Source organism: Actinomadura fulvescens, from assembly GCF_039533225.1.
GTDB classification, from domain to species: domain Bacteria; phylum Actinomycetota; class Actinomycetes; order Streptosporangiales; family Streptosporangiaceae; genus Spirillospora; species Spirillospora fulvescens.
Map to the genome: position 1 here is coordinate 1 of NZ_BAAATD010000001.1, position 19,417 is coordinate 19,417.

Sequence of the window (19,417 nt, forward strand, 5' to 3'; positions counted from 1 at the left end):
CGGCCATCGCGTTTCCTTTCCTTCGAGATCTTGGTCGATTCGAAGGATCACGCGGTGGCCGTCCTACTTCACGACGCCACGCCCTCTGGCCTGGTCAAACTCGTACACCATCTCCGTGGACGCAACCCGTCAACGTCCTGATGAACCCCTTCCGCCGCGTCGCTCTCCAACCACCGCCGGGTCTCGCCTCCCCTAGTCAAACCCGCGCCTCGCAGCTTGAGTTTCGGTTGTTGCGGGTTGGGCTTTCTTGTCAGCGAGGAAGTGCGGAGGCCAGGGGTGGGCGCCGAGCGTTCTGGTGGTTTGTGTGCTGGGCTCGGGGGTTGGGGTGGTCTCAAAGGGTGAGGGCTTACGAGCCGGTTGCGCTTACCGAGAGCCGCAAAGCGGGGGTGCGCGCACGCTCGCGTCGCTCTCCAAAGGGCCGATTGATTTGGTAGCCCAGGTAGTCATCGCACTTCAACGGCAAAGCGCCGGGGTCTCGCCTCCCCTAGTCAAACCCGTGCCTCGCAGCTTGGGTTTCGGTTGTTGCGGGTTGGGCTTTCTTGTCAGCGAGGAAGAGTGGAGGTCAGGGGTGGGCGCCGAGCGTTCTGGTGGTTTGTGTGCTGGGCTTGGGGGTTGGGGTGGTCTCAAAGGGTGACGGCTTACGAGCCGGTTGCGCTTACCGAGAGCCGCAAAGCGGGGGCAAGCGCACGCTCGCGTCGTTGTTACTGGTTCCGGCGGCCCCAATGCAGCTTCTGAAGGCGCCGCGCGTGCCCCTCATGCGATGCCGGCCTCGCGCTGCGCCGACCTCGCGGTGCGCAGCACGGACGTTGAGTGGGGCGGGAGTGTCGGTGGCGGCTGAATACTGACCCCCAGCGGGCGCCAGAATCCACCCGACCTCAGGGGGTCAGGATTGGTCCGTTGACAGGGAGCTGTGCTGGCCTCGTGTTGCGCGAAGCGGACGCTGCGCTAACGCCGCGCTGATCTCGTGTTGCGCCGGTCTTGCGGCGCACCCGCACGCGCCGATCTCGCGCTGCGCCGATCTTGCTTTGTCTTGGGCGGACGTTGCGCTGGTCGAATGTCGTGCTGATTGGACGAAGCGGTGACTCAGTCCTGCGCTGCACTTGTGGTGCTGCTCCGACCTGGCGCGCTGACACCACTGCGAGCTGGCTGGGATGAGGTGCTGCCTTGCCTGGCGTCGGCCTCAAGGTCGCGCTGGCCGAATGTTGTACTGGTTGGACGTGGTGCGCTGACACCATGGGAGCTGGCCGGACGAGACGCTGGCTGGGATGAGGCGCTGCATTTACTCACGTCGGCCGCAACGCCGCGTTGACCTCAACGTGGTGCTGGACTCAACGTCGGGCTGGGCTTAACGTCGCGCTGGCTCAATCTCGGCCGGGCTCAGCGCCGGGCTGGGCTCGACGTGGGGCTGGTCTCAGCGCTGACAGCGGCCTCAGATTGCTCACGTGCGGCCAGTGACGGTGTCACGCGCCGTAACGCGCGATGTGGCTTCGCGTCTTCACACACGGTCAGTCGCCAGGCACTGACCGAAACATCCAGACGAATTTTCGGCCTTGATGTCGAAGACGGCGGCGGTGCTCCGACCACACCGTGACAGCGCCCCACCGGGGGCCCGACCACAGGAGCACGATCATGCGGAAGATCATTCACTCGGTGCACGCGTCGCTGGACGGCTACATCGAGGGCCCGAACGGTGAGTTCGATTGGCCGGCCATGGGACCGGAGCTGTCGGCCCACTTCTTCAGCCAGATGGAACGCGTCGACACCTTCCTGTACGGCCGGCCGGTGTGGGAGATGATGGCCGGCTACTGGCCCAACGTGGAGTCCATCTCCGACCACCCCCACGACCTGAAGTTCGCGCCCCTGTGGCGCCGTACTGCCAAGGTGGTGTTCTCCCGCACGCTGCGCGAGCCGGGCCACGGTGCGCGGGTGATCGGCGGCGCGGACCTGGCCGAGCAGGTCACCGCACTCAAGTCCGAGCCGGGCAAGGACCTGCTGTTGATGGGTGGCGCGTCTTTGGCCGCCGAGCTCACCGCGCACGGCCTGATCGACGAATACCAGGTCGTTGTGCACCCGGTCGTCCTCGGCGGCGGCAAGGCCCTGTTCCCCGACTCCAAGCGCCTCGACTTGGAGCTTGTCGATACGCAGACCTTCGACACCCGGGCCGTACTGCTGCACCACCGACCCGCCGCCCGCTAACAGCCCAACACCCCACAGCGTGACACCGGCGGCCAGATAGCTCCCGCTAACTGGCCGCCAGTGCGGAATCCCTGGCCGCTGACACAGCGCCGGGCTGGTGCTGGCCTCGACGTGGCGCTGTTAGCACCCTGCGCTGGTCTCGGCGGGGCTGGTCTTGCACGGTCTTGTTTGGTGCGGTGCGCGCCCCGCGGTGGCCTTTACCATTTTCAGCTTTCCTGGGGCGGCGGCCGCAACCAACGTGACAGCAATGCGCGAACTGCCGCATGGGAGCGCAGTGGGTCATTTCGGCACCGCTCAGCTGTCCACTTGGTTCAGCCACCTTGTTCGTGAACGCGCCTACCTTAGCTTGTGCTTACAGGAGGATGGGTGGCGGCCTTATCCATCGTTGCGGGGAGGGGACGTACTTCGATCAGTAAGGAAATCGTGGCCTTATTTGTTTGCGGGGTCGTCCATTGTGTCTTAATTGTCGAAGAGGTTGTCGATATAATGGGTTCATGCTTTCGAGCTCGCGCGACTTTGCTGGCTCTTCCACTGCTGAGTTGGTGGGAGAGCTAGCTGAGATTGCCGCTGAGCTCGCTACTCGGGAAGTGGACGAGTCGGGGGCTTTGTGTAAAGAGCTTGCCGAGGGCTTGGCGGGCGCGGTCGATCAGAGCGAGCGGGCTCTTGCGGGTCTGATCGCCCGGGTCGACACCAGTGGAGTGGTCAAGGAATGGGGATTCGCTTCCACCAAGGCCTGGTTGCGTACCACTTTGGGAATGCGTGACGGCCGCGCCCAGGAACGGCTGACGCTGGCCCGGCAACTGCCTCGGCTTGGACTGGTCGACGAGCGTTGGGCGGCAGGTGAGTTGTCGTTCGGATACGCGGCCACGATCGCTGATGCCGTTCACCGCTTGTCCGACGAAGACTGCGCCAAGGCGGAAGACATCATGCTTGGCTTGGCCGACGAGGGTGTTTCGCCGGGCAAGGTTGCGCGGGTCGGCAATCGCATCCGCGACGTGATTGCCGAACGTGATGGCGTCGACCGTCCGGAGGAGACCAAGCGGGGGTACGAACGGTCGTGGATGGTGGCTACTCGTTCATTGGACGGTGGCAGCTACGTGAAGGGATGGCTGAACCCGGAAGACTCAGCCATCTGGCACGGCACTCTTGACCACTTGGCCAAGCCCGCCGGGCCGGACGACCTGCGCGACACCGCTGAACGCACCGCTGCTGCCTTGTCCAGTGTGTTGTCAGGTGGCCACAAAGCCACCAAGGTCACGGTGATCGTGGATCTGGAGAGGCTCACTGGGGCTTCCGGTTGTGGCGATGCCTCGGCGCGGCTGTCGGACGGCACGCCCCTTCCTGCCGAACAGGCCCGCCGCATCGCGCTGAGCGCCGGTGTCTCCCCGCTGATCCTGGGAGCGGGGAACGTTCCGCTCTACCTCGGTCACACCACGCGGTTCGCCAGCCCGGGGCAGCGGCGGGTGCTTGAGACCCTCTATTCGACCTGCGCAGTGGAGCACTGCCCCATCCCCGGCACGCTCTGCGAAGTCGATCACGTCGATGGATGGGCGCTCGGTCACTCGCCCACCGACATCGACAAGCTCGCTCTCTGTTGCGGTTGGCACAACCGGTGGAAGCACACCCATCCCAACCAAATAGAGATCACTCGCAGTGACGAGGGCCAGTACGTTTACCGGACACTTCCACCACCGTTGCAGTGGAAGACGGGGAAACAGCGTCGCATCCAAGCTGCCAATCGCCGGGAGTGGGACAGCACCGAACGGGCCGCCTAGGCGCTTGTTGATACCTGAGGATTTCTGCTGGACGGCGTATGCCTCCGGTGTGGTGACCGGAGGACCTCATGAGCCTTGGCAGGTTGCCTTTGCCGCTCGTTCTGAGCATGCGCTTGTCTCGTGCACCTATTACTCGCGTCCACAACACCTACATCGTTGATGGCGTTGCTCCTTTTGCTGGCGCGTCCGATTACTGAACCGGCTGGCTTGGTGTTCGTCGGGCCGCCGTGCAGTGAGTTGTCGGACAGTGCTCGGCATGGTTGGCCGGTTTCGACTCCGGCGCCGTGGAGGGGAAGCGGGGATCGCAGTGGCGCTGTGGCGAGCGCGGAGAGGGAGGGCGCACGTATTTGAGCGTGAATGGGAATGGGCTGGCCGGGGGCCACGGCTGTTCCGAGGTCGGTTAGGTGAGAGCCGAGGATTTCGGCGTCCATGAGTGTGCCGTCGTTCTGGGAGAGGAAACAGGAGCGAGGTGATCCCGGCGGCGCCGATGGCGTTGGCGACGGCGAAGTGGCCGGGGCGCCGGACGTCGGGGAAGCCGGGCAGCCCGTCGCCGACTGAAGGGCCCTGTCACGTTGCGGCAGGCCCAGCGGGTGGTCTCGGTGCGTTCGGCGAGGAGTCGGGCGCCGATGGCCAGATTTCGGAGCGAGGCCATGATGCGCGGGTGCGGACGGTGGAGTTGTCTTCGCACCAGGTGGTGTCGCGGAGCCAGTGCGGCACTTCGATGGTCCATTGGCCCGGACTGCGGTTGCCTGTCGGCGGTTTGGCCACGCCGAGTTGGGCGATGGACGAGATCGGCTTTCCGTCCAGGCCCGTTCGATGCGGAACACTGGTTGAGGTGCGGGAACGGCAGATTCGGCGGGGAGGCAGGACCTGGATGGTGCGGTTGGGTCGGCGTGGGCGACAGGAGTGGCACGCCAGGGCAGGGCGTCGAATAGGGCCTGGCGGTTATCGTTGGCCGGGAACACAACGTGGCCGCTGCGGGCGTGGATGTAGGTGGCGGCACCGTGTGCAGAGCATCGGCGTTCACGACCTTGTGTTCGGGTCGCTCTGGGCCAGCAGAGGCAACTGACTCCTATCGGCGCTCTTGGTGCCGCGGATGGTTTTCCGTCCAGACGTACGGCTCCGTCCTCGGCGCAGGGGCGGAGTAGCCGGGGCTTCTTGACATGCCTGGCCGATGCGCCATTAGTGATCAGATCGCGACCGCGCGGTGTTCGACGAGAAGGACGTCAGGATCTCGTCGAGCAGCGGGCCTGGACGTACTGGTTGGCGACGTTCGCGGCGAGTGGGAAAGCCTGCGGCCCGTCCAAGCTCAGCGGACCGGCTGCCGCCTTCGCTGCGCTACCACTTATGATTGCGCGATGTCGCTGACGCGCTGGACTCGGCTGCTGATGGTGGTATCGGCGGTTGGCTTTGCGGGGGCGGCCTACGCAATCCGCGCCATGATGGACGGGCCTATCGAACAGTACTCAGGCGCCGCCTTGTCTGCGGCTATCGTCTACACGCTAGTGGTCTTCATATGGCCGCTGATCTCCTCACTGCTCGCTGGCACTGCCGCGATCGCATACTGCTGGTTCATCGAGTTCGCACAGCTCACCCCCATACCTGGGGCGATCTCCCAACGCAGCTGGTTCGCGCGCCAACTGCTAGGTGCCCAGTTCGACCTCATTGACGTTGCCTGGTACCCCGTCGGCGTCATCCCCTTGGTCGCCGCGCATTGGTTCCTCCGGGCCCGCACACGTTCCGACTCGGCACCCGCTCTCACATCATGACCTTGGGGCGTTCTTCGGGTGGTGCGGAACGTCCTGGTCGCCTACGTGGACGGTTGAGGACGATCGTCTGTGTGTGTCGGTCGTCAGCATTCGGGCCGGGGCGTGTCACGACATTGAGATGAGCTCATGACGCCGTCAAGACAGTCGTGGAATTGGCTTGTGGCACCTGGCCCACGGGGGCCATGGAGAAAGAGGTGTCATGAAGAAGCTGCTCATCGCGGCGGTGGCCTCGGTCGCGTTCGCGCCGGTGCTCAGCGCGTCGGCTCAGGCGACCACCGCGCCCGCCGCTGCTCCGGTAGTCCAAGCACCGCACGCAAGTGTGGAAACCGACACGGCGAAGGCCGCCCACACGAAAGTCATTTTCATCCGCCGCAGCGGCTGCACTTGGATCGCCAAGAGCAGCCACAATGGCGCCCATACCCGCAAGATCCAGGGATCGTGTGAGGGTCATTCATGGATCTATGTGCAAACCACCACCGGATGGAAGAGCGGTTGGAGGCACGGTCGCTTTTCGGCTGGAGTCAGCATGTACGAGCGCAAGGGCATGGGCAAAGTCAAGTACAGCTGGCACAAGACCCGGCGTAACGAGACCGCTCGGCTCATCAGGCACTAGGGCGGGCTTGCCGAGCGATGACGACGTCACATGGTGATCGCCGGCCATCGGGCTGGTCGGCTGCGGCGACGAACGCGCGCAGCCGGACCAGCCCTCCTGATCTCTTCGGTGCGGCTGCAGGGCAGTTGGCGCCGCTACGGTGATTGGGGCCGCGCCGACTGCCAGCGGGTGGCGAACGTGGCGGTCAGTGAGCTGGTCCTAATAGGCGCGACAAGTTGGCGTTGCGGGGATCACGCTGATGCGATGACGACCCCGGTCCTTGGCAGTGCCGCGGTTTATGGGAGGTTTGTGGTCCAGCCTTGTTTTACTGAGCGGCGGCATTGGGTGGGGGTGTCGCCTGCGCTGGTGAAGAGGGCTGTTAGCAGCGGGATTCCGTGGGCTAGGGCTTCGTGGGGTAGGGGGCCTGTGACCACTAGGGAGGCCAGGCCGTGGCCGATGGTCCAGCTTTGGATGGCTAGTTCTAGGGCGTTGGTGCCTGGGTGGAAGCGACCGGACTTCTTGGCTCGGTCGATCGTGCGGACTAGGTGGTGCAGTGTTTCGTCGGCGGCTTCGGCGTCCTCTAGTTCGAAGCCCGCGTCGAACATGATGCGGTAGAGGTCGGGGTTGGCGAGGGCGTTGGAGACGTAGGCGGCGCCCAGGGCGGCCAAGTCTCGGACGGGGTCCTTGGAGTGGGAGACCGCGTCTAGTTTTGCGGCCAGGCGGGTGAATCCCTCCTGGCGCATCGCCTTCCAGAGGCCGTCCATGCCCCCGAAGTAGGTGTAGACGGCCATGGTGGAGACGCCCGTTCCGGCGACCAGGGAGCGCAGGGTGATGGGGTCGCGGGTGCTCAGCATGTGTGCGGCGCGGTCGATGAGGAGGGAACGGACCGCGGGATCTTTCGTCCTCACCATGGCGTCACAATACATAGCGTTGCTATGTTTTGAGGCATGGTCGTAGAGCTGATCAATCCGGACGGGCTGCCCAAGCCCGATGTCTACCGACAGATGGCTGTTGCCAGTGGGACGAAGCTGGTGTTCCTCGCGGGGCAGGTGGCCCGTGACGCCGAGGGGCGAAAGGTGGGCGAGGGCGATCTCGCCGCCCAGGTCGAGCAGGCCTACCTCAACGTCGCGACGGCGTTGGAGGGGGTCGGCGGGTCGTTCGATGACGTGGCGAAGCTGACGGTCTACGTCGTGGACTGGACGCCCGAGAAGATGCCTCTGCTGGGGGAGGGCGTCGCGCGGGCTGCGGCGAGGCTGGGCGTCGATCCGGTCAAGCCGATCACCTTGCTCGGGGTCGCGGCCCTGGGTGAGCCTGATCTGCTGGTCGAGGTCGAGGCGACCGCTGTGCTGGATTGAGCAGGGCTGAGAATGCAGGTGGCGGCGAAGGCCGGCTTGGTGTTGATGTCGTCGAGCCGATCACGTTGGTCGAGGACGACCGGGCGGGTGCTGCCGGCTGGCTAGGGCGATGAGGGCGGAGGCTCCGGCGGCTGTGCAGGCGGCGGCGAACGCGGCGGTGTGCCCGGAGGTCTCGGCCAGCCAGCCGGACAGCATGGCGCCGGTGGAGGTGCCGAGGATGATGCCGCTGCCGAGCATGGCCATCGCCTCGCCCATGCGGTCGGGCGGGGCGGCTCGTTCGGTCAGGGCGAACGTGGTGATGATGTTGGGCGCGAACGTCAGGCCCAGCACGGTCACGGCGACGGTGAGGCTTGCCAGGCCGTTCGCCGTGAGGAGTCCCAGCGAGATGGCGAACTGGGCCGTCGTGGCCAGGCGGAGGCGGGTGCGCAGGCCGGGGCGCGGCGGGAGGACGACCATCGCCAGGCCGGTCAGGGCGCTGGGCAACCCCATCAGGCCGTAGATCAGTCCGGCGGCGCCGGCGTGGCCGAGATCCTCGGTGAGGTCGGTGACGCCGGTCTGGATCGAGCCGAAGACGGCTCCCTGGAGGAACATCCCCAGGCAGAGCAGGATCAGTGGGATCGTGAGCAACGGGGCGGTCCCGCCTTTGGGGGACGGGGCGCGTTCGGCGGACGACGGGTGCAGGGCGAAGATCAGGCCGAAGCAGGCGACCAGGGCGGCGGCCACGAGGAGACCGGCGGCCGGATCCCAGGTGGCGAGCAGTCCGACCAGGGCCGGGCCCGTGACGAAGCTCGTCTCGTCGATGGCGCCGTCCAGCGACATCGCCGGGGACGTGAGGGTGGGTCTCTGCGCGGTGAGGGCGATCAGGCGGCTCCGGGCGAGCGGGCCGATCTGCGGCACCGACAGGCCGGTGAGGAGGGCGAGCGCGGCCTGGACCGGGATCGGGAACGCCAGAACCGAGGCGATCACGAGTGCCGCGATCGCGGTGGCGTTGAGCAGGGAGGCGGTGATGACCACCCGGCGCTGGCCGTGGCGGTCGGCGCGGCGGCCGACCAGCGGGCCTCCGGCGGCCTGGCCGAGGGCGAGGGCCCCGGCGACAAGGCCGGCGGCCGAGATGCTGCCGCTGTGCTCGTTCACCAGGAGCAGCGAGCCGATCGGGCACATGGCGGCGGGCAGCCGGGCCGGGAGCGAGATCGCGGGGAGGGCGTAGCCGGTCAGGGAGATGACCGCGCGGGCCGACATGAGGTGTGCCTTTCGACAAGCCGTGACCGGCCTCACCGGGCGGTGAGGCCGGTCGGCGGGCGGCCGGAGGAGTGGCCGCCCGGCCACCGCCGCGGTCGATCCGGCGCGGCGGTGGCAGGTCCGTCAGCGGTGCTCTTTGACGGCTGTTTCCACGGCGTGGCCGTACGCGGGGTCGGCGGCGGAGAAGTAGCCGATCATGCGCTGGACGATCGCGTCGTCGGAGACCTTGGAGAGGCCGCCGGCGATGTTGGCGACGAGGCGGGCCTGGGCGGCGGCGTCCATCAGGCGGTAGAGCGCGCCGGCCTGGACGAAGTCGTTGTCGTCGCGGTGGGCGACCGGGGCGTGCGCGCCGGCTTGGCCGGTGACGTCGATGCCCTGGGCGAGCGGGCGGTTCGTCTGGACGGGGCCGCCGAAGCTGTCGGGCTCGTAGTTCTTGGCCCGGCCGCCGTTGCCGTCGAAGCGCATGGCGCCGTCTCGGCCGTTGTTGGTGGCCTTCGCGTGGGGCGCGTTGACCGGCAGCTGGGTGTGGTTGACGCCCAGGCGGTAGCGGTGCGCGTCGCCGTACGCGAAGAGGCGGCCCTGGAGCATCTTGTCCGGGGACGGCCCGATGCCGGGGACGAAGTTGTTCGGGGAGAACGCCGCCTGTTCGACCTCGCCGAAGATGTTCTCCGGGTTGCGGTCCAGGACCAGCTTGCCGACCTTGATCCGGGGATAGTCGGCGTGCGGCCACACCTTGGTCAGGTCGAACGGGTTGAACCGGTAGCTCGCGGCTTCCTCGACCGGCATCAGCTGGACGTAGAGGGTCCACGAGGGGAAGAGGCCGCGTTCGATGGCGCGGTGCAGATCCTGCTGGTGCGAGTTGGCGTCCTTGCCGGCGAGTTCGGCGGCTTCGGACGAGGTCAGGCAGCGGATGCCCTGGTCGGTCTTGAAGTGGTACTTCACCCAGTACGCCTGGCCTTCAGCGTTCACCCACTGGTAGGTGTGCGAGCCGAAGCCGTCCATGTGCCGGTACGAGGCGGGGATGCCGCGGTCGCCCATCAGCCAGGTGACCTGGTGCAGCGCCTCGGGGGAGTGGCTCCAGAAGTCCCAGACGTTGTCGGGCTCCTGGACGCCGGTGAACGGGTCGCGCTTCTGCGAGTGGATGAAGTCGGGGAACTTCAGCGGGTCCTTGATGAAGAAGACCGGGGTGTTGTTGCCGACGAGGTCGTAGTTGCCCTCCTCGGTGTAGAACTTCACCGCGAAGCCGCGCGGGTCGCGGACGGCGTCGGCGCCGCCGAGGCTGTCGGCCACGGTGGAGAAGCGCAGGAAGACCTCCGTGCGCTTGCCGATCTCGTTGAGGAACGCGGCGTGGGTGTAGGAGGTGACGTCGTCGGTCACCTCAAGGTAGCCGTAGGCGCCGGCGCCGCGGGCGTGCACGACGCGTTCCGGGATGCGCTCGCGGTTGAACCGGGCGAGCTTCTCGATCAGCTGCTGGTCCTGGATGAGGAGCGGGCCGCCGGGCCCGGCGGACGCGCTGTTCTGGTTGTCGGCGACCGGAGCACCGGACTCGGTCGTCAGCGTAGGTCGCTCAATGGGTCGGCTGGTCAAGAGTCACCTCCAAGGTGAGCCCGACCGTACGGGCCGCCGCCCGGGGGTGGTCAAGATCACTGCGGCAACTCTGGAGGATGCTCCCTAGCCGAGGCGGAGGGCGAGGAAGAAGTCCACGCGATCCTCCAAACGCGACAGGTTGCGGCCGGTCAGCTCCTCGATGCGCTGGATGCGGTAGCGCACGGAGTTGACGTGGAGGTGGAGCTGCTCGGCACATCGCGTCCATGATCCGGAGTTTTGGAGGAACGTCTCCAGCGTGCGGATCAGGTCGGCCTTGTGCACCTCGTCGTACGTGCGGAGGGGATCGAGGAGGCGGACCTTGAACATGTGCCGTACGTCGTCGGGCACTGAGGCGAGCAGCAGGACGTGGGTCGCCAGTTCGTCGTGGCCGACGACGCAGACCGGATCGGCGCGCCCGGCGGCGAGGCGGCGGGCGTAGCGGGCCTCTTCGACGGCGCCGCGGAGCCCTCCGGCGGCGACGACGTCGCTCACTCCGACGGCCAGTCCGCTGTCGGCGAGGCCGGGGGCGAGGGTCTGGAGGACGCGGTGGATGTCGCCCGCCACGTCGTGGTCGGGGGCGGGAACGGGCAGGAGCGCGATCACTTCCTCGTCCAGGAGGCCGACCACCGGCCGGGACAGGATCTCGCCGAGCATCGTGCGGAGCTCGCCGGGGCGCAGGCCGGTGCCCCGGGCGGTGGCGGCGACGGCCACGAAGGACGACAGGACGTCCAGGCCGCTGAGCTCCAGCCTGGGCAGGATCTCGTCGGTCCCCGCCCCGGTGACGATCAGGCGGACGAGCTCCTGCGCCAGCCGTCCCTCGACGCTCAGGCGATCGTCCGAACGGACCCGTTCGAGCGCCACGATCGCGGCGAGCTCGCCGGTCAGGGCGCGGCGTTCGGCGGGCCATTCCTCCCAGTCGCCCTCGCACACGATGAACCAGTCGGCCACGCGGGAGGTGGTGTCGGCGGCCACCGGGAAGATCGACAGATCGGGTGAGCTGAGCCGGTGCGGCAGCCGGGGCGCGGTCAGGAAGACGCGCGCCACCCCGGCCGAGTCGATCTCGTCCGGCAGGGGGTGCGATCCCGCGACGACGCGGCCGGTGGGCGTGAGGACCCAGCAGCGCATGCCGAGGTCGCGGCCCACGAGTTCGAGGACGGAGCCGAGCCCGGCGCCCTCGGTGGCGCCCGCGACCAGGCGCCGGTGCCGGTCGAGGACGGCGGTCAGGTCGGCGGCGCGGGCGGTGGACAGGTGCCGGACGACCTCCTCGGTGACCGTCGCGAACGCCACGTCCTCGGGGACGCGGAACAGCGGCAGCCGGTGCCGACGGCAGGCCTCGACCAGGTCGTCGGGGATCGTGCCCGCGTCGGCGTCCCAGGCGGCCAGCGCGGAGACCCCCGCCTTGGCCAGGCCCTGGACGAAGATCTCGGAGTCCTCGGGGCCGGAGCGCCAGACGAGCCCGCTGAGCACGAGTTCGCGCCCGCTGAGGTAGCGGCTCGGATCGAGCATGTCGGTGGTGACCACCCACCGGATCACCCGGTCGAGCTGGTCCTCACCCGTGACGACCGCCAGCCGCAGGTCCGGCATGTCGAGCAGGCTCCGCAGCCTCATGATCGTCCCCCCTTTCGCTCGGGCGATTATCGCGCCCCGTCCCGCCCGCCCCCGCCAGATAACCGGCCCAGATCCCCACAAGGGCGTACCCAGTTGGAGCAATGCACGAAAAGTACCCGGTGAGCGGGGTCACACTTCGGACTTCCTGTCTCTTCACGTCCCCCGGGTCGAATGTGTGTACTTCAGGACAACCCACCGACAAGGAGGCGGAAAGTGCCGGTGACGACAGATCCCACCTCGGCGCGCCCGAACCTGGAACGGTTCAACGCGCTGCCGGTGGCCGACGCCGAGTCGGAGCTGCTCACCTGCTGTGCCTCCCGGCGCTGGGCGGCCGCGGTCGCCGGCGGGCGGCCCTACGACGACCCGGCCGCGCTGCTGGCGGCCTCGGCCACGGAACTGGCCGGGCTGGACTGGCCGGACGTGCTGGAGGCGCTGGACGCCCACCCGCGGATCGGCGACCGCGTGGGCGGGCAGGACCGCGAGTCGGCCTGGTCGCGCGGCGAGCAGTCGGGCATGGACGCCGCGGCGGTCGAGCTGCGGGCCGCGATGGTCGAGGGCAACCGGGCGTACGAGGCCCGCTTCGACCACGTCTTCCTGATCTGCGCGACCGGCCGCAGCGCCGCCGAGATGCTCGACCGGCTCCAGGCCCGCCTGGGCAACGACGCCGACACCGAGCGGGCCGTGGTGCGCGACGAGCTGGCCAAGATCGTCGAGCTGCGGCTCACCAAGCTCCTGAACGAGACCAAGGATGTCCCATGACGCTCTCGACCCACGTGCTCGACGCGGCGCGGGGCAGGCCCGCCGGCGGGCTGGCCGTACGGCTGGAGGAGCGCGACGCGGCCGGTGCCTGGACGCCCGTCGCGCAGCGCCGCACCGACCCCGACGGGCGGATCAAGGACTGGGGGCGGGCGCCGGGCGCCGGGACCTACCGGCTGACGTTCGACACCGCCGGGCTCTCCGACTTCTACCCCGAGGTCACGGTGGCCTTCACGATCACCGACCCGGACCAGCACTACCACGTGCCGCTGCTGCTCAGCCCGTTCGCCTACTCGACCTACCGAGGGAGCTAGACCCGATGGCCATCGTTCTGGGGCCCAACCGCTACGGCAAGGCGGAGACCCGTGTCGTACGCGTCGTCCGCGACGGCGGGACGCACCACCTCAAGGACATCAACGTCAGCTCCGCCCTGTCCGGCGACATGGAAGCGGTCCATCTGACCGGTGACAACGGCAACGTGCTGCCGACCGACACCCAGAAGAACACCGCCTACGCCTTCGCCAAGAAGTACGGCGTCGACCAGATCGAGGACTTCGCGCTCCTCCTCGCCCGCCACTACGTGGACTCCCAGCCCGCGATCCACCACGCCCGCGTGGAGATCGAGGAGTACTTCTGGGACCGCATCCCGGTGGAGGAGGGGCCGCACCTCGGCCTGCGCGACAAGCAGTACTCGTTCGTCCGCAGCGGCCGTGAGGTGCGCACCTGCGTGGTGCACTACGACCAGGACGCGGGCGCGACGGTCGTCTCCGGCCTGAAGGACCTGGTCGTCCTCAATTCAACGGCCAGTGAGTTCCACGGCTACGTGAAGGACGAGTACACGACGCTCAAGCCGACCAACGACCGCATCCTGGCCACCGAGGTCACCGCCCAGTGGCGGCATCGCGGCGCCGACTCCTCCTTTGGCCGTTCCTACACCGAGTCTCGCCAGGCGCTGCTCGACGCGTTCGCCGAGACCCACAGCCTCTCGCTGCAGCAGACGCTCTACCAGATGGGCCGCCGGGTACTGAACACCCGCAAGGAGGTGTGCGAGGTGCGCATGGCAATGCCGAACAAGCACCACTTCCTCGTCGACCTGGAGCCCTTCGGTATGGACAACGACAACGAGGTCTTCTTCGCCGCCGACCGCCCCTACGGCCTGATCGAGGGCTCCGTACTCACCGACGATGCGCCCGACGCCGGGTTCGCCTGGAACTGAGGGATTCTAGAGACATGGACTTTCTGCGCCCCGCGACCTGGGCGGACGCCCTGGCCGCCAAGGCCGAGCACCCGGACGCGCTGCCCATCCAGGGCGGCACGGACGTCATGGTGGAGCTCAACTTCGACGTCCACCGCCCCCCGGCGCTGCTCGACCTCAACCCGGTCAAGGAGCTCGCCACCTACGACACCGCCGACGATGGGCGCCTCCGCATCGGCGCGGCCGTCCCGTACGTCCGGCTGATCGACGAGCTGGGCGACCGGCTGCCGGGCCTGGCCCAGGCGTCGCGCACGGTCGGCTCGCCGCAGATCCGCAACCGCGGCTCGGTCGGCGGCAACCTCGGCGCGGCCTCGCCCGCCGGGGACAGCCACCCGCCGCTGCTGGCGGGCGACGCGGTGATCGAGGTCGAGTCCGCCGCGCGCGGTGCCCGGATGATCCCGGCGACCGAGTTCTACCTCGGCGTCAAGCACAACGCCCTGCAGCCGGACGAGCTGATCCGCGCGTTCTGGATCGCGCCGGCGACCGGTGCCCAGTACTTCTCCAAGATCGGCACCCGGAACGCGATGGTCATCGCCGTCTGCTCGTTCGCGATCGCCCTGCACCCGGAGGAACGCCGCGTCGGCACCGGGGTGGGCTCGGCCGCGCCGACGCCGCGCCGCGCCACCGCCGCCGAGGAGTTCCTGGCGAACGAGCTGGACTGGGACGGCCGCACGCCGTTCAGCGTCTCGGCCGCGCAGCGCTTCGGCGAGCTGGTCAAGGAGGCCGCGTCGCCGATCGACGACGTGCGCGGCACCGCCGACTACCGCAAGCACGCCCTGTCGGTCATGGCCCGGCGCACCCTGACCTGGGCCTGGAACGACTACCGCGCCAACCGGATCGCTGGAAAGGAGGCCTCCTGATGCGCGTCAACTTCACCGTGAACGGTGCCGAGGAGACCGTCGACGACGTGTGGGAAGGCGAGAGCCTGCTCTACATGCTCCGGGAGCGGATGGGCCTGCCGGGTTCCAAGAACGCCTGTGAGCAGGGCGAATGCGGCTCCTGCACGGTCTACCTCGACGGCGTCCCGGCCTGTTCGTGCCTGGTCGCGGCGGGTCAGGTCGAAGGCCGCGAGGTGATCACCGTCGAAGGTCTGGCCGAGGGTTCGACCGGCGCCGACGACCAGAAGCTCGACCCGGTCCAGGAGGCGTTCGTCGAGGCGGGCGCGGTCCAGTGCGGCTTCTGCACGCCGGGCCTCATCGTCCAGTCGCACGACCTGATCGAGCGCAACCCCGACCCCAGCGACGCCGAGATCCGCGAGGCGCTCGCGGGCAACCTGTGCCGCTGCACCGGTTACGAGAAGATCCTTGACGCCGTGCGGCTCGCGGCGTCCCGCAAGGCGGAGGCGGCGGCCCAGTGACCGTGAGAATCATCGAGAACGCCTACGTCGTCACCGTGACCGGCCAGGAGCACCCGTCCGGCCACATCGTGATCGACGGCAACATGATCACGGCGGTCGGCGACGGCCCGGCCCCCGCGATCGCGGGCGCCGAGCGCATCGACGCCCGGGGCTGCCTGGCCACACCGGGGCTGGTCAACACCCACCACCACCTCTACCAGTGGGCGAGCCAGGGCCTGGCCAAGGACAACACCCTCTTCGAGTGGCTGGTGGCCCTCTACAAGCCGTGGTCGAAGATGGACGCCGAGGTCGTCCGGGGCGCCGCGAGCGCCGGGCTCGGCTGGCTGCTCAGGTCGGGCACCACGACCTCGACCGACCACCACTACGTCTTCCCGAGCGGGCGCGGCGACCTGTTCGCCGCCGAGATCGAGGCGGCGGCCGAGCTGGGCATCCGGTTCCACCCGTGCCGCGGCTCGATGGACCGCGGCCAGTCCGACGGCGGGCTGCCGCCGGACGAGGTGGTCGAGGACCTGGCGACGATCCTGGCCGAGACCGAGGCGGCGATCGACCGCTACCACGACGACTCGTTCGGCTCGATGCTCCGGATCGCGGTGGCGCCGTGCTCCCCGTTCTCGGTCAGCAGGGACCTGCTCGTCCAGTCGGCCGAGCTGGCGCGGGCCAAGGGCGTGCGCCTGCACACCCACCTGTGCGAGACGCTCGACGAGGAAGAGCACTGCATCGAGCAGTTCGGCATGTCCCCGGTGGACTACATGGAGTCCCTGGGCTGGCTGGGCGAGGACGTCTGGTACGCCCACGCCGTCCACCTCCAGGACGCCGACATCAAGAAGATGGCGGCGACCGGCACGGGCGCCGCGCACTGTCCGAGCTCCAACGCCCGCCTCGGCGCCGGCATCGCCCGGGTCACCGACATGCTCGCGGCAGGCGTCCCGGTCGGCCTCGGCGTCGACGGCGCCGCGTCCGCCGAGATGGTCCCGCTGGCGGGCGAGGTCAGGCAGGCCATGTACATGCAGCGTGCCCGGTACGGCCCGACCGCGCTCACCGCCCGCCAGGCCCTCGCCGTCGGCACCATCGGCGGCGCGAAGGTGCTGGGCCGGGAGACCGAGATCGGTTCGCTGGAGCCCGGCAAGCTCGCCGACATCGCGCTGTGGCGGGTGGACGGCTTCTACGCCGCGATCGACGACCCGGTGACGGCGTTCGCCTACGGGCAGACCCCGCCGCTGGCCCGGCTCATCGTGAACGGGCGGACCGTCGTCCGCGACGACGAGCTGGTGAGCGTCCCGCAGGACGAGGTGGCCCGCCGCGGCGCCGACGCCCACCGCCGTCTCATGAAGCTCGCTGAGGAGGTTCTGTAATGGCGACCCCGGTGAAGTCACCCAGTCCCGTCACGACACCCGGCCCCGTCAAATCTCCAGGCCCCGTCAAATCTCCAAGCCACGTAGCGGCGCCCGGCAAGGGCGGCGTGGGCGACAGCCCGCTGCGCCCGGACGGCACGCTCAAGGTCTCCGGCGAGTTCGCGTACTCCTCGGACCTGTGGATGGACGGCATGCTCTGGGGTGCCACGCTCCGCAGCCCGCATCCCCGCGCCAAGATCAGCTCGATCGACCTCGGCCCGGCGCTGGCCCTGCCCGGCGTGCACGCCGTCCTCACCCACGAGGACGTGCCGGGGCGCAAGCTGTACGGGCTCGACGACACCCAGGACCAGCCCGTGCTGGCCATCGGCGAGGTCCGCCACCAGGGCGAGCCGGTCGCGCTCGTCGCCGCCGACCACCCCGAGATCGCCCGCCGCGCGATCGAGAAGATCGCGATCGAGTGGGAGGTACTGGAGCCGATCACCGACGCCCGCGCCGTGATCGCCGACCCGGACGGCCTCAAGGTGCAGGACCGCGGCGGCATCACCCGCTACCAGCCGGTCCGCGTCGGGGACGTCGCGAAGGCAAAGGCCGAGGCGGCCGTCGTCGTCTCCGAGAGCTACAGCGTCGGCATCCAGGACCAGGCGTTCCTCGGCCCCGAGTCCGGCCTGGCCGTGCCCGGTGAGGACGGCGGCCTCGACATGTACGTGTCGACCCAGTGGATGCACAACGACCTCAAGCAGATCGCGCCCTGCCTCGGCCTGGAGGAGAGCGAGATCCGCATGACGCTGGCCGGGGTCGGCGGCGCGTTCGGCGGACGCGAGGACCTGTCGATGCAGATCCACGCGGGCATGCTGGCACTGCACACCGGCAAGCCGGTCAAGATGTCCTACAACCGGTACGAGTCGTTCTTCGGCCACGTGCACCGCCACCCGGCCGAGATGCGCTACGAGTACGGCGCGACGGCCGACGGCAGGCTGCTGTACGCCGACGTCGAGATCATCCTCGACGGCGGCGCGTACACCTCGGCCACGCTCAACGTGACCGGCAACGCCGCCTCGCTCGGCGTCGGCCCGTACGAGATCCCCAACATCAGGATCGACGCGTGGGGCGTCTACACCAACAACCCGCCGTGCGGCGCGATGCGCGGTTTCGGCGCGGTGCAGGCGTGCTTCGCCTACGAGTCGATGATGGACAGGCTCGCCGAGGCCTGCGGCATCAGCCCAGTCCAGGTCCGGCAGATCAACGCCGTCAGCCAGGGATCGAAGCTCGCGACGGGCCAGGTCATCGACTCACCGGCGCCGCTCGCGGAGATGCTGGAGCGCGTCGAGGCGATGCCGATGCCGGCCCCGCTCGACGCGTCCGACATCCGCAACCTGCCGGGTGGGGCGTCCCAGACCACGCATGGCGAGGGTGTCGTACGCGGCGTCGGCTACGGCGTCGGCATCAAGAACATCTGCTTCTCCGAGGGCTTCGACGACTTCTCCACCGCCCGGGTGAGGCTGGAGGTCATCGGCGGCGAGCCCACCGCCCTCGTCCACACGGCCGCCGCCGAGGTGGGCCAGGGCCTGGTGACCCTCGAAGCGCAGATCGCCCGCACCGAGCTCGGCGTCCAGCGGGTGACCATCCACCCGGCCGACAACCAGGTCGGCGACGCCGGCTCGTCCAGCGCCTCGCGCCAGTCGTACATGACCGGCGGCGCGGTCAAGACCGCCTGCGAGGCGGTGCGCGCGGAGCTGCTGGCCATGGCCGAACGCAAGCTCGGCCGGCACGTCGGCCGCAAGTTCGGCGACGTCACCGTGGTCGGCGGCAAGGTCGTGTCGCAGTCCCAGGGCGTCATCGCCTCGATCGAGGAGATCCTCGGCGACGACGTCATCGAGGAGACGCGCGAGTACCACCACAAGCCGACCACCAAGATGGACCCGGTGACCGGCCAGGCCGACAGCCACACCCAGCTCGCGCTGTGCGTGCACCGCGCGGTGGTGGACGTGGACGTGGACCTCGGCCTGGTCAAGGTGGTCGAGCTGTCCGCCGTCCAGGACGTGGGCAAGATCCTCAACCTGCTGTCCCTGGAGGGGCAGATCCACGGCGGCTCCGCGCAGGGCCTCGGCCTGGCGGTCATGGAGGAGATCGTCGTCACGAACGGGCTCGTCCGGAACCCGTCGTTCACCGACTACCTCATCCCGACGATCCTCGACATGCCGCCGATGCGGCTGGACATCCTCGAGAACCCCGACCCCAACGCCCCATACGGGCTGCGGGGCGCCGGAGAGCCACCCACGCTCTCCTCCACCCCGGCCATCGTCGCGGCCATCCGCGACGCGACCGGCAAAGCACTCACCCGAGTGCCGGTTCGACCGGAGCACATCACAGGCTGAGCGACACGCTGAGCGAAACGCTGAGCGAGCCACCACGGCTGATGTTCCGGTTCAGCAGTTGATCAACAGGGGCAGTCCGCGCCGGCACTTGGGGGACGGCGTGGGAGGGACTCCACAACCGCACTGATCGACGACAGAACGGGCGGCCCCGGTCCCCCTGGGCCGTCCGGCGGTCGATCACGCCCTGAAGGAGGGCACCGA

General features: G+C 68.7%; 16 protein-coding genes. 12 read left to right on the plus strand and 4 right to left on the minus strand.

The window, feature by feature from the left end:
* Nucleotides 1-1,629 precede the first annotated feature (1,629 nt).
* The 4 genes from ABD333_RS00005 to ABD333_RS00020 all read left to right on the plus strand — a co-directional run bounded on the left by ABD333_RS00005 (nt 1,630) and on the right by ABD333_RS00020 (nt 6,353).
* Nucleotides 1,630-2,196 carry a dihydrofolate reductase family protein gene (locus tag ABD333_RS00005; RefSeq protein WP_344536433.1) on the plus strand — a complete coding sequence of 189 codons (567 nt, stop codon included), beginning with the start codon at nt 1,630-1,632 and terminating at the stop codon, nt 2,194-2,196.
* Nucleotides 2,197-2,690: 494 nt separating this feature from the next.
* Entirely contained in the window at nt 2,691-3,971 is a 1,281-nt protein-coding gene (locus ABD333_RS00010; protein ID WP_344536434.1) for an HNH endonuclease signature motif containing protein, read from the plus strand.
* Between the two features lie 1,358 nt (nt 3,972-5,329).
* Nucleotides 5,330-5,740: a ribosomal maturation YjgA family protein gene (locus ABD333_RS00015; protein ID WP_344536436.1), complete on the plus strand. Its 411-nt coding sequence runs from the start codon at nt 5,330-5,332 to the stop codon at nt 5,738-5,740.
* Between the two features lie 199 nt (nt 5,741-5,939).
* The gene (locus ABD333_RS00020) at nt 5,940-6,353 is read left to right on the plus strand and encodes a hypothetical protein (protein WP_344536438.1); all 414 of its coding nucleotides are present in this window, start codon (nt 5,940-5,942) and stop codon (nt 6,351-6,353) included.
* A 275-nt stretch (nt 6,354-6,628) separates the two neighbouring features.
* Here the strand turns inward: ABD333_RS00020 and ABD333_RS00025 are convergent, their stop codons facing one another.
* Nucleotides 6,629-7,243, minus strand: a complete 615-nt coding sequence (locus ABD333_RS00025; protein ID WP_344536440.1) for a TetR/AcrR family transcriptional regulator — start codon at nt 7,241-7,243, stop codon at nt 6,629-6,631.
* Between the two features lie 36 nt (nt 7,244-7,279).
* On the opposite strand from ABD333_RS00025, the gene ABD333_RS00030 reads away from it, so the two are divergent.
* The gene (locus ABD333_RS00030; RefSeq protein ID WP_344536441.1) at nt 7,280-7,687 is read left to right on the plus strand and encodes a RidA family protein; all 408 of its coding nucleotides are present in this window, start codon (nt 7,280-7,282) and stop codon (nt 7,685-7,687) included.
* Nucleotides 7,688-7,747: 60 nt separating this feature from the next.
* Here ABD333_RS00030 and ABD333_RS00035 read toward each other — a convergent pair whose 3' ends face one another.
* The 3 genes from ABD333_RS00035 to ABD333_RS00045 all read right to left on the minus strand — a co-directional run bounded on the left by ABD333_RS00035 (nt 7,748) and on the right by ABD333_RS00045 (nt 12,121).
* Nucleotides 7,748-8,926, minus strand: coding sequence for an MFS transporter (locus tag ABD333_RS00035; protein ID WP_344536442.1), 1,179 nt, complete (start codon nt 8,924-8,926; stop codon nt 7,748-7,750).
* Nucleotides 8,927-9,049: 123 nt separating this feature from the next.
* Complete coding sequence (locus ABD333_RS00040) at nt 9,050-10,513, minus strand: catalase (protein WP_344536443.1); 1,464 nt, start codon at nt 10,511-10,513, stop codon at nt 9,050-9,052.
* Nucleotides 10,514-10,597: 84 nt separating this feature from the next.
* Complete coding sequence (locus tag ABD333_RS00045; protein WP_344536445.1) at nt 10,598-12,121, minus strand: PucR family transcriptional regulator; 1,524 nt, start codon at nt 12,119-12,121, stop codon at nt 10,598-10,600.
* Nucleotides 12,122-12,334: 213 nt separating this feature from the next.
* Here ABD333_RS00045 and uraD point away from each other — a divergent pair, with 213 nt between their 5' ends.
* The 7 genes from uraD to ABD333_RS00080 are packed head-to-tail and all read left to right on the plus strand — an operon-like array spanning nt 12,335 to nt 19,216.
* Nucleotides 12,335-12,880 (plus strand): 2-oxo-4-hydroxy-4-carboxy-5-ureidoimidazoline decarboxylase, encoded by a 546-nt coding sequence (gene uraD, locus ABD333_RS00050; protein ID WP_344536446.1) that lies wholly within the window; start codon nt 12,335-12,337, stop codon nt 12,878-12,880.
* The gene (uraH, locus tag ABD333_RS00055) at nt 12,877-13,191 is read left to right on the plus strand and encodes a hydroxyisourate hydrolase (protein ID WP_344536448.1); all 315 of its coding nucleotides are present in this window, start codon (nt 12,877-12,879) and stop codon (nt 13,189-13,191) included. Before uraD ends, uraH begins: the two co-directional genes overlap by 4 nt.
* Before the next feature lie 5 nt (nt 13,192-13,196).
* Nucleotides 13,197-14,093, plus strand: a complete 897-nt coding sequence (gene pucL, locus ABD333_RS00060) for a factor-independent urate hydroxylase (protein ID WP_344536449.1) — start codon at nt 13,197-13,199, stop codon at nt 14,091-14,093.
* 14 nt (nt 14,094-14,107) lie between these two features.
* Nucleotides 14,108-14,992: an FAD binding domain-containing protein gene (locus tag ABD333_RS00065; protein ID WP_344536451.1), complete on the plus strand. Its 885-nt coding sequence runs from the start codon at nt 14,108-14,110 to the stop codon at nt 14,990-14,992.
* Nucleotides 14,992-15,489 (plus strand): (2Fe-2S)-binding protein, encoded by a 498-nt coding sequence (locus ABD333_RS00070; protein ID WP_344536452.1) that lies wholly within the window; start codon nt 14,992-14,994, stop codon nt 15,487-15,489. Before ABD333_RS00065 ends, ABD333_RS00070 begins: the two co-directional genes overlap by 1 nt.
* Nucleotides 15,486-16,841 carry an 8-oxoguanine deaminase gene (locus ABD333_RS00075; protein WP_344536454.1) on the plus strand — a complete coding sequence of 452 codons (1,356 nt, stop codon included), beginning with the start codon at nt 15,486-15,488 and terminating at the stop codon, nt 16,839-16,841. Before ABD333_RS00070 ends, ABD333_RS00075 begins: the two co-directional genes overlap by 4 nt.
* Nucleotides 16,841-19,216, plus strand: a complete 2,376-nt coding sequence (locus ABD333_RS00080) for a xanthine dehydrogenase family protein molybdopterin-binding subunit (protein ID WP_344536455.1) — start codon at nt 16,841-16,843, stop codon at nt 19,214-19,216. The genes ABD333_RS00075 and ABD333_RS00080 overlap by 1 nt, the downstream gene beginning before the upstream one ends.
* Nucleotides 19,217-19,417: the final 201 nt, after the last annotated feature.

Coding starts and splice junctions, on each gene's coding strand:
- ABD333_RS00005 (WP_344536433.1), top strand. CDS start 1,630: ATGCGGAAGATCATTCACTCGGTGCACGCGTCGCTGGACGGCTACATC.
- ABD333_RS00010 (WP_344536434.1), top strand. CDS start 2,691: ATGCTTTCGAGCTCGCGCGACTTTGCTGGCTCTTCCACTGCTGAGTTG.
- ABD333_RS00015 (WP_344536436.1), top strand. CDS start 5,330: ATGTCGCTGACGCGCTGGACTCGGCTGCTGATGGTGGTATCGGCGGTT.
- ABD333_RS00020 (WP_344536438.1), top strand. CDS start 5,940: ATGAAGAAGCTGCTCATCGCGGCGGTGGCCTCGGTCGCGTTCGCGCCG.
- ABD333_RS00025 (WP_344536440.1), bottom strand. CDS start 7,243: ATGGTGAGGACGAAAGATCCCGCGGTCCGTTCCCTCCTCATCGACCGC.
- ABD333_RS00030 (WP_344536441.1), top strand. CDS start 7,280: ATGGTCGTAGAGCTGATCAATCCGGACGGGCTGCCCAAGCCCGATGTC.
- ABD333_RS00035 (WP_344536442.1), bottom strand. CDS start 8,926: ATGTCGGCCCGCGCGGTCATCTCCCTGACCGGCTACGCCCTCCCCGCG.
- ABD333_RS00045 (WP_344536445.1), bottom strand. CDS start 12,121: ATGAGGCTGCGGAGCCTGCTCGACATGCCGGACCTGCGGCTGGCGGTC.
- uraH (WP_344536448.1), top strand. CDS start 12,877: ATGACGCTCTCGACCCACGTGCTCGACGCGGCGCGGGGCAGGCCCGCC.
- pucL (WP_344536449.1), top strand. CDS start 13,197: ATGGCCATCGTTCTGGGGCCCAACCGCTACGGCAAGGCGGAGACCCGT.
- ABD333_RS00065 (WP_344536451.1), top strand. CDS start 14,108: ATGGACTTTCTGCGCCCCGCGACCTGGGCGGACGCCCTGGCCGCCAAG.
- ABD333_RS00070 (WP_344536452.1), top strand. CDS start 14,992: ATGCGCGTCAACTTCACCGTGAACGGTGCCGAGGAGACCGTCGACGAC.
- ABD333_RS00080 (WP_344536455.1), top strand. CDS start 16,841: ATGGCGACCCCGGTGAAGTCACCCAGTCCCGTCACGACACCCGGCCCC.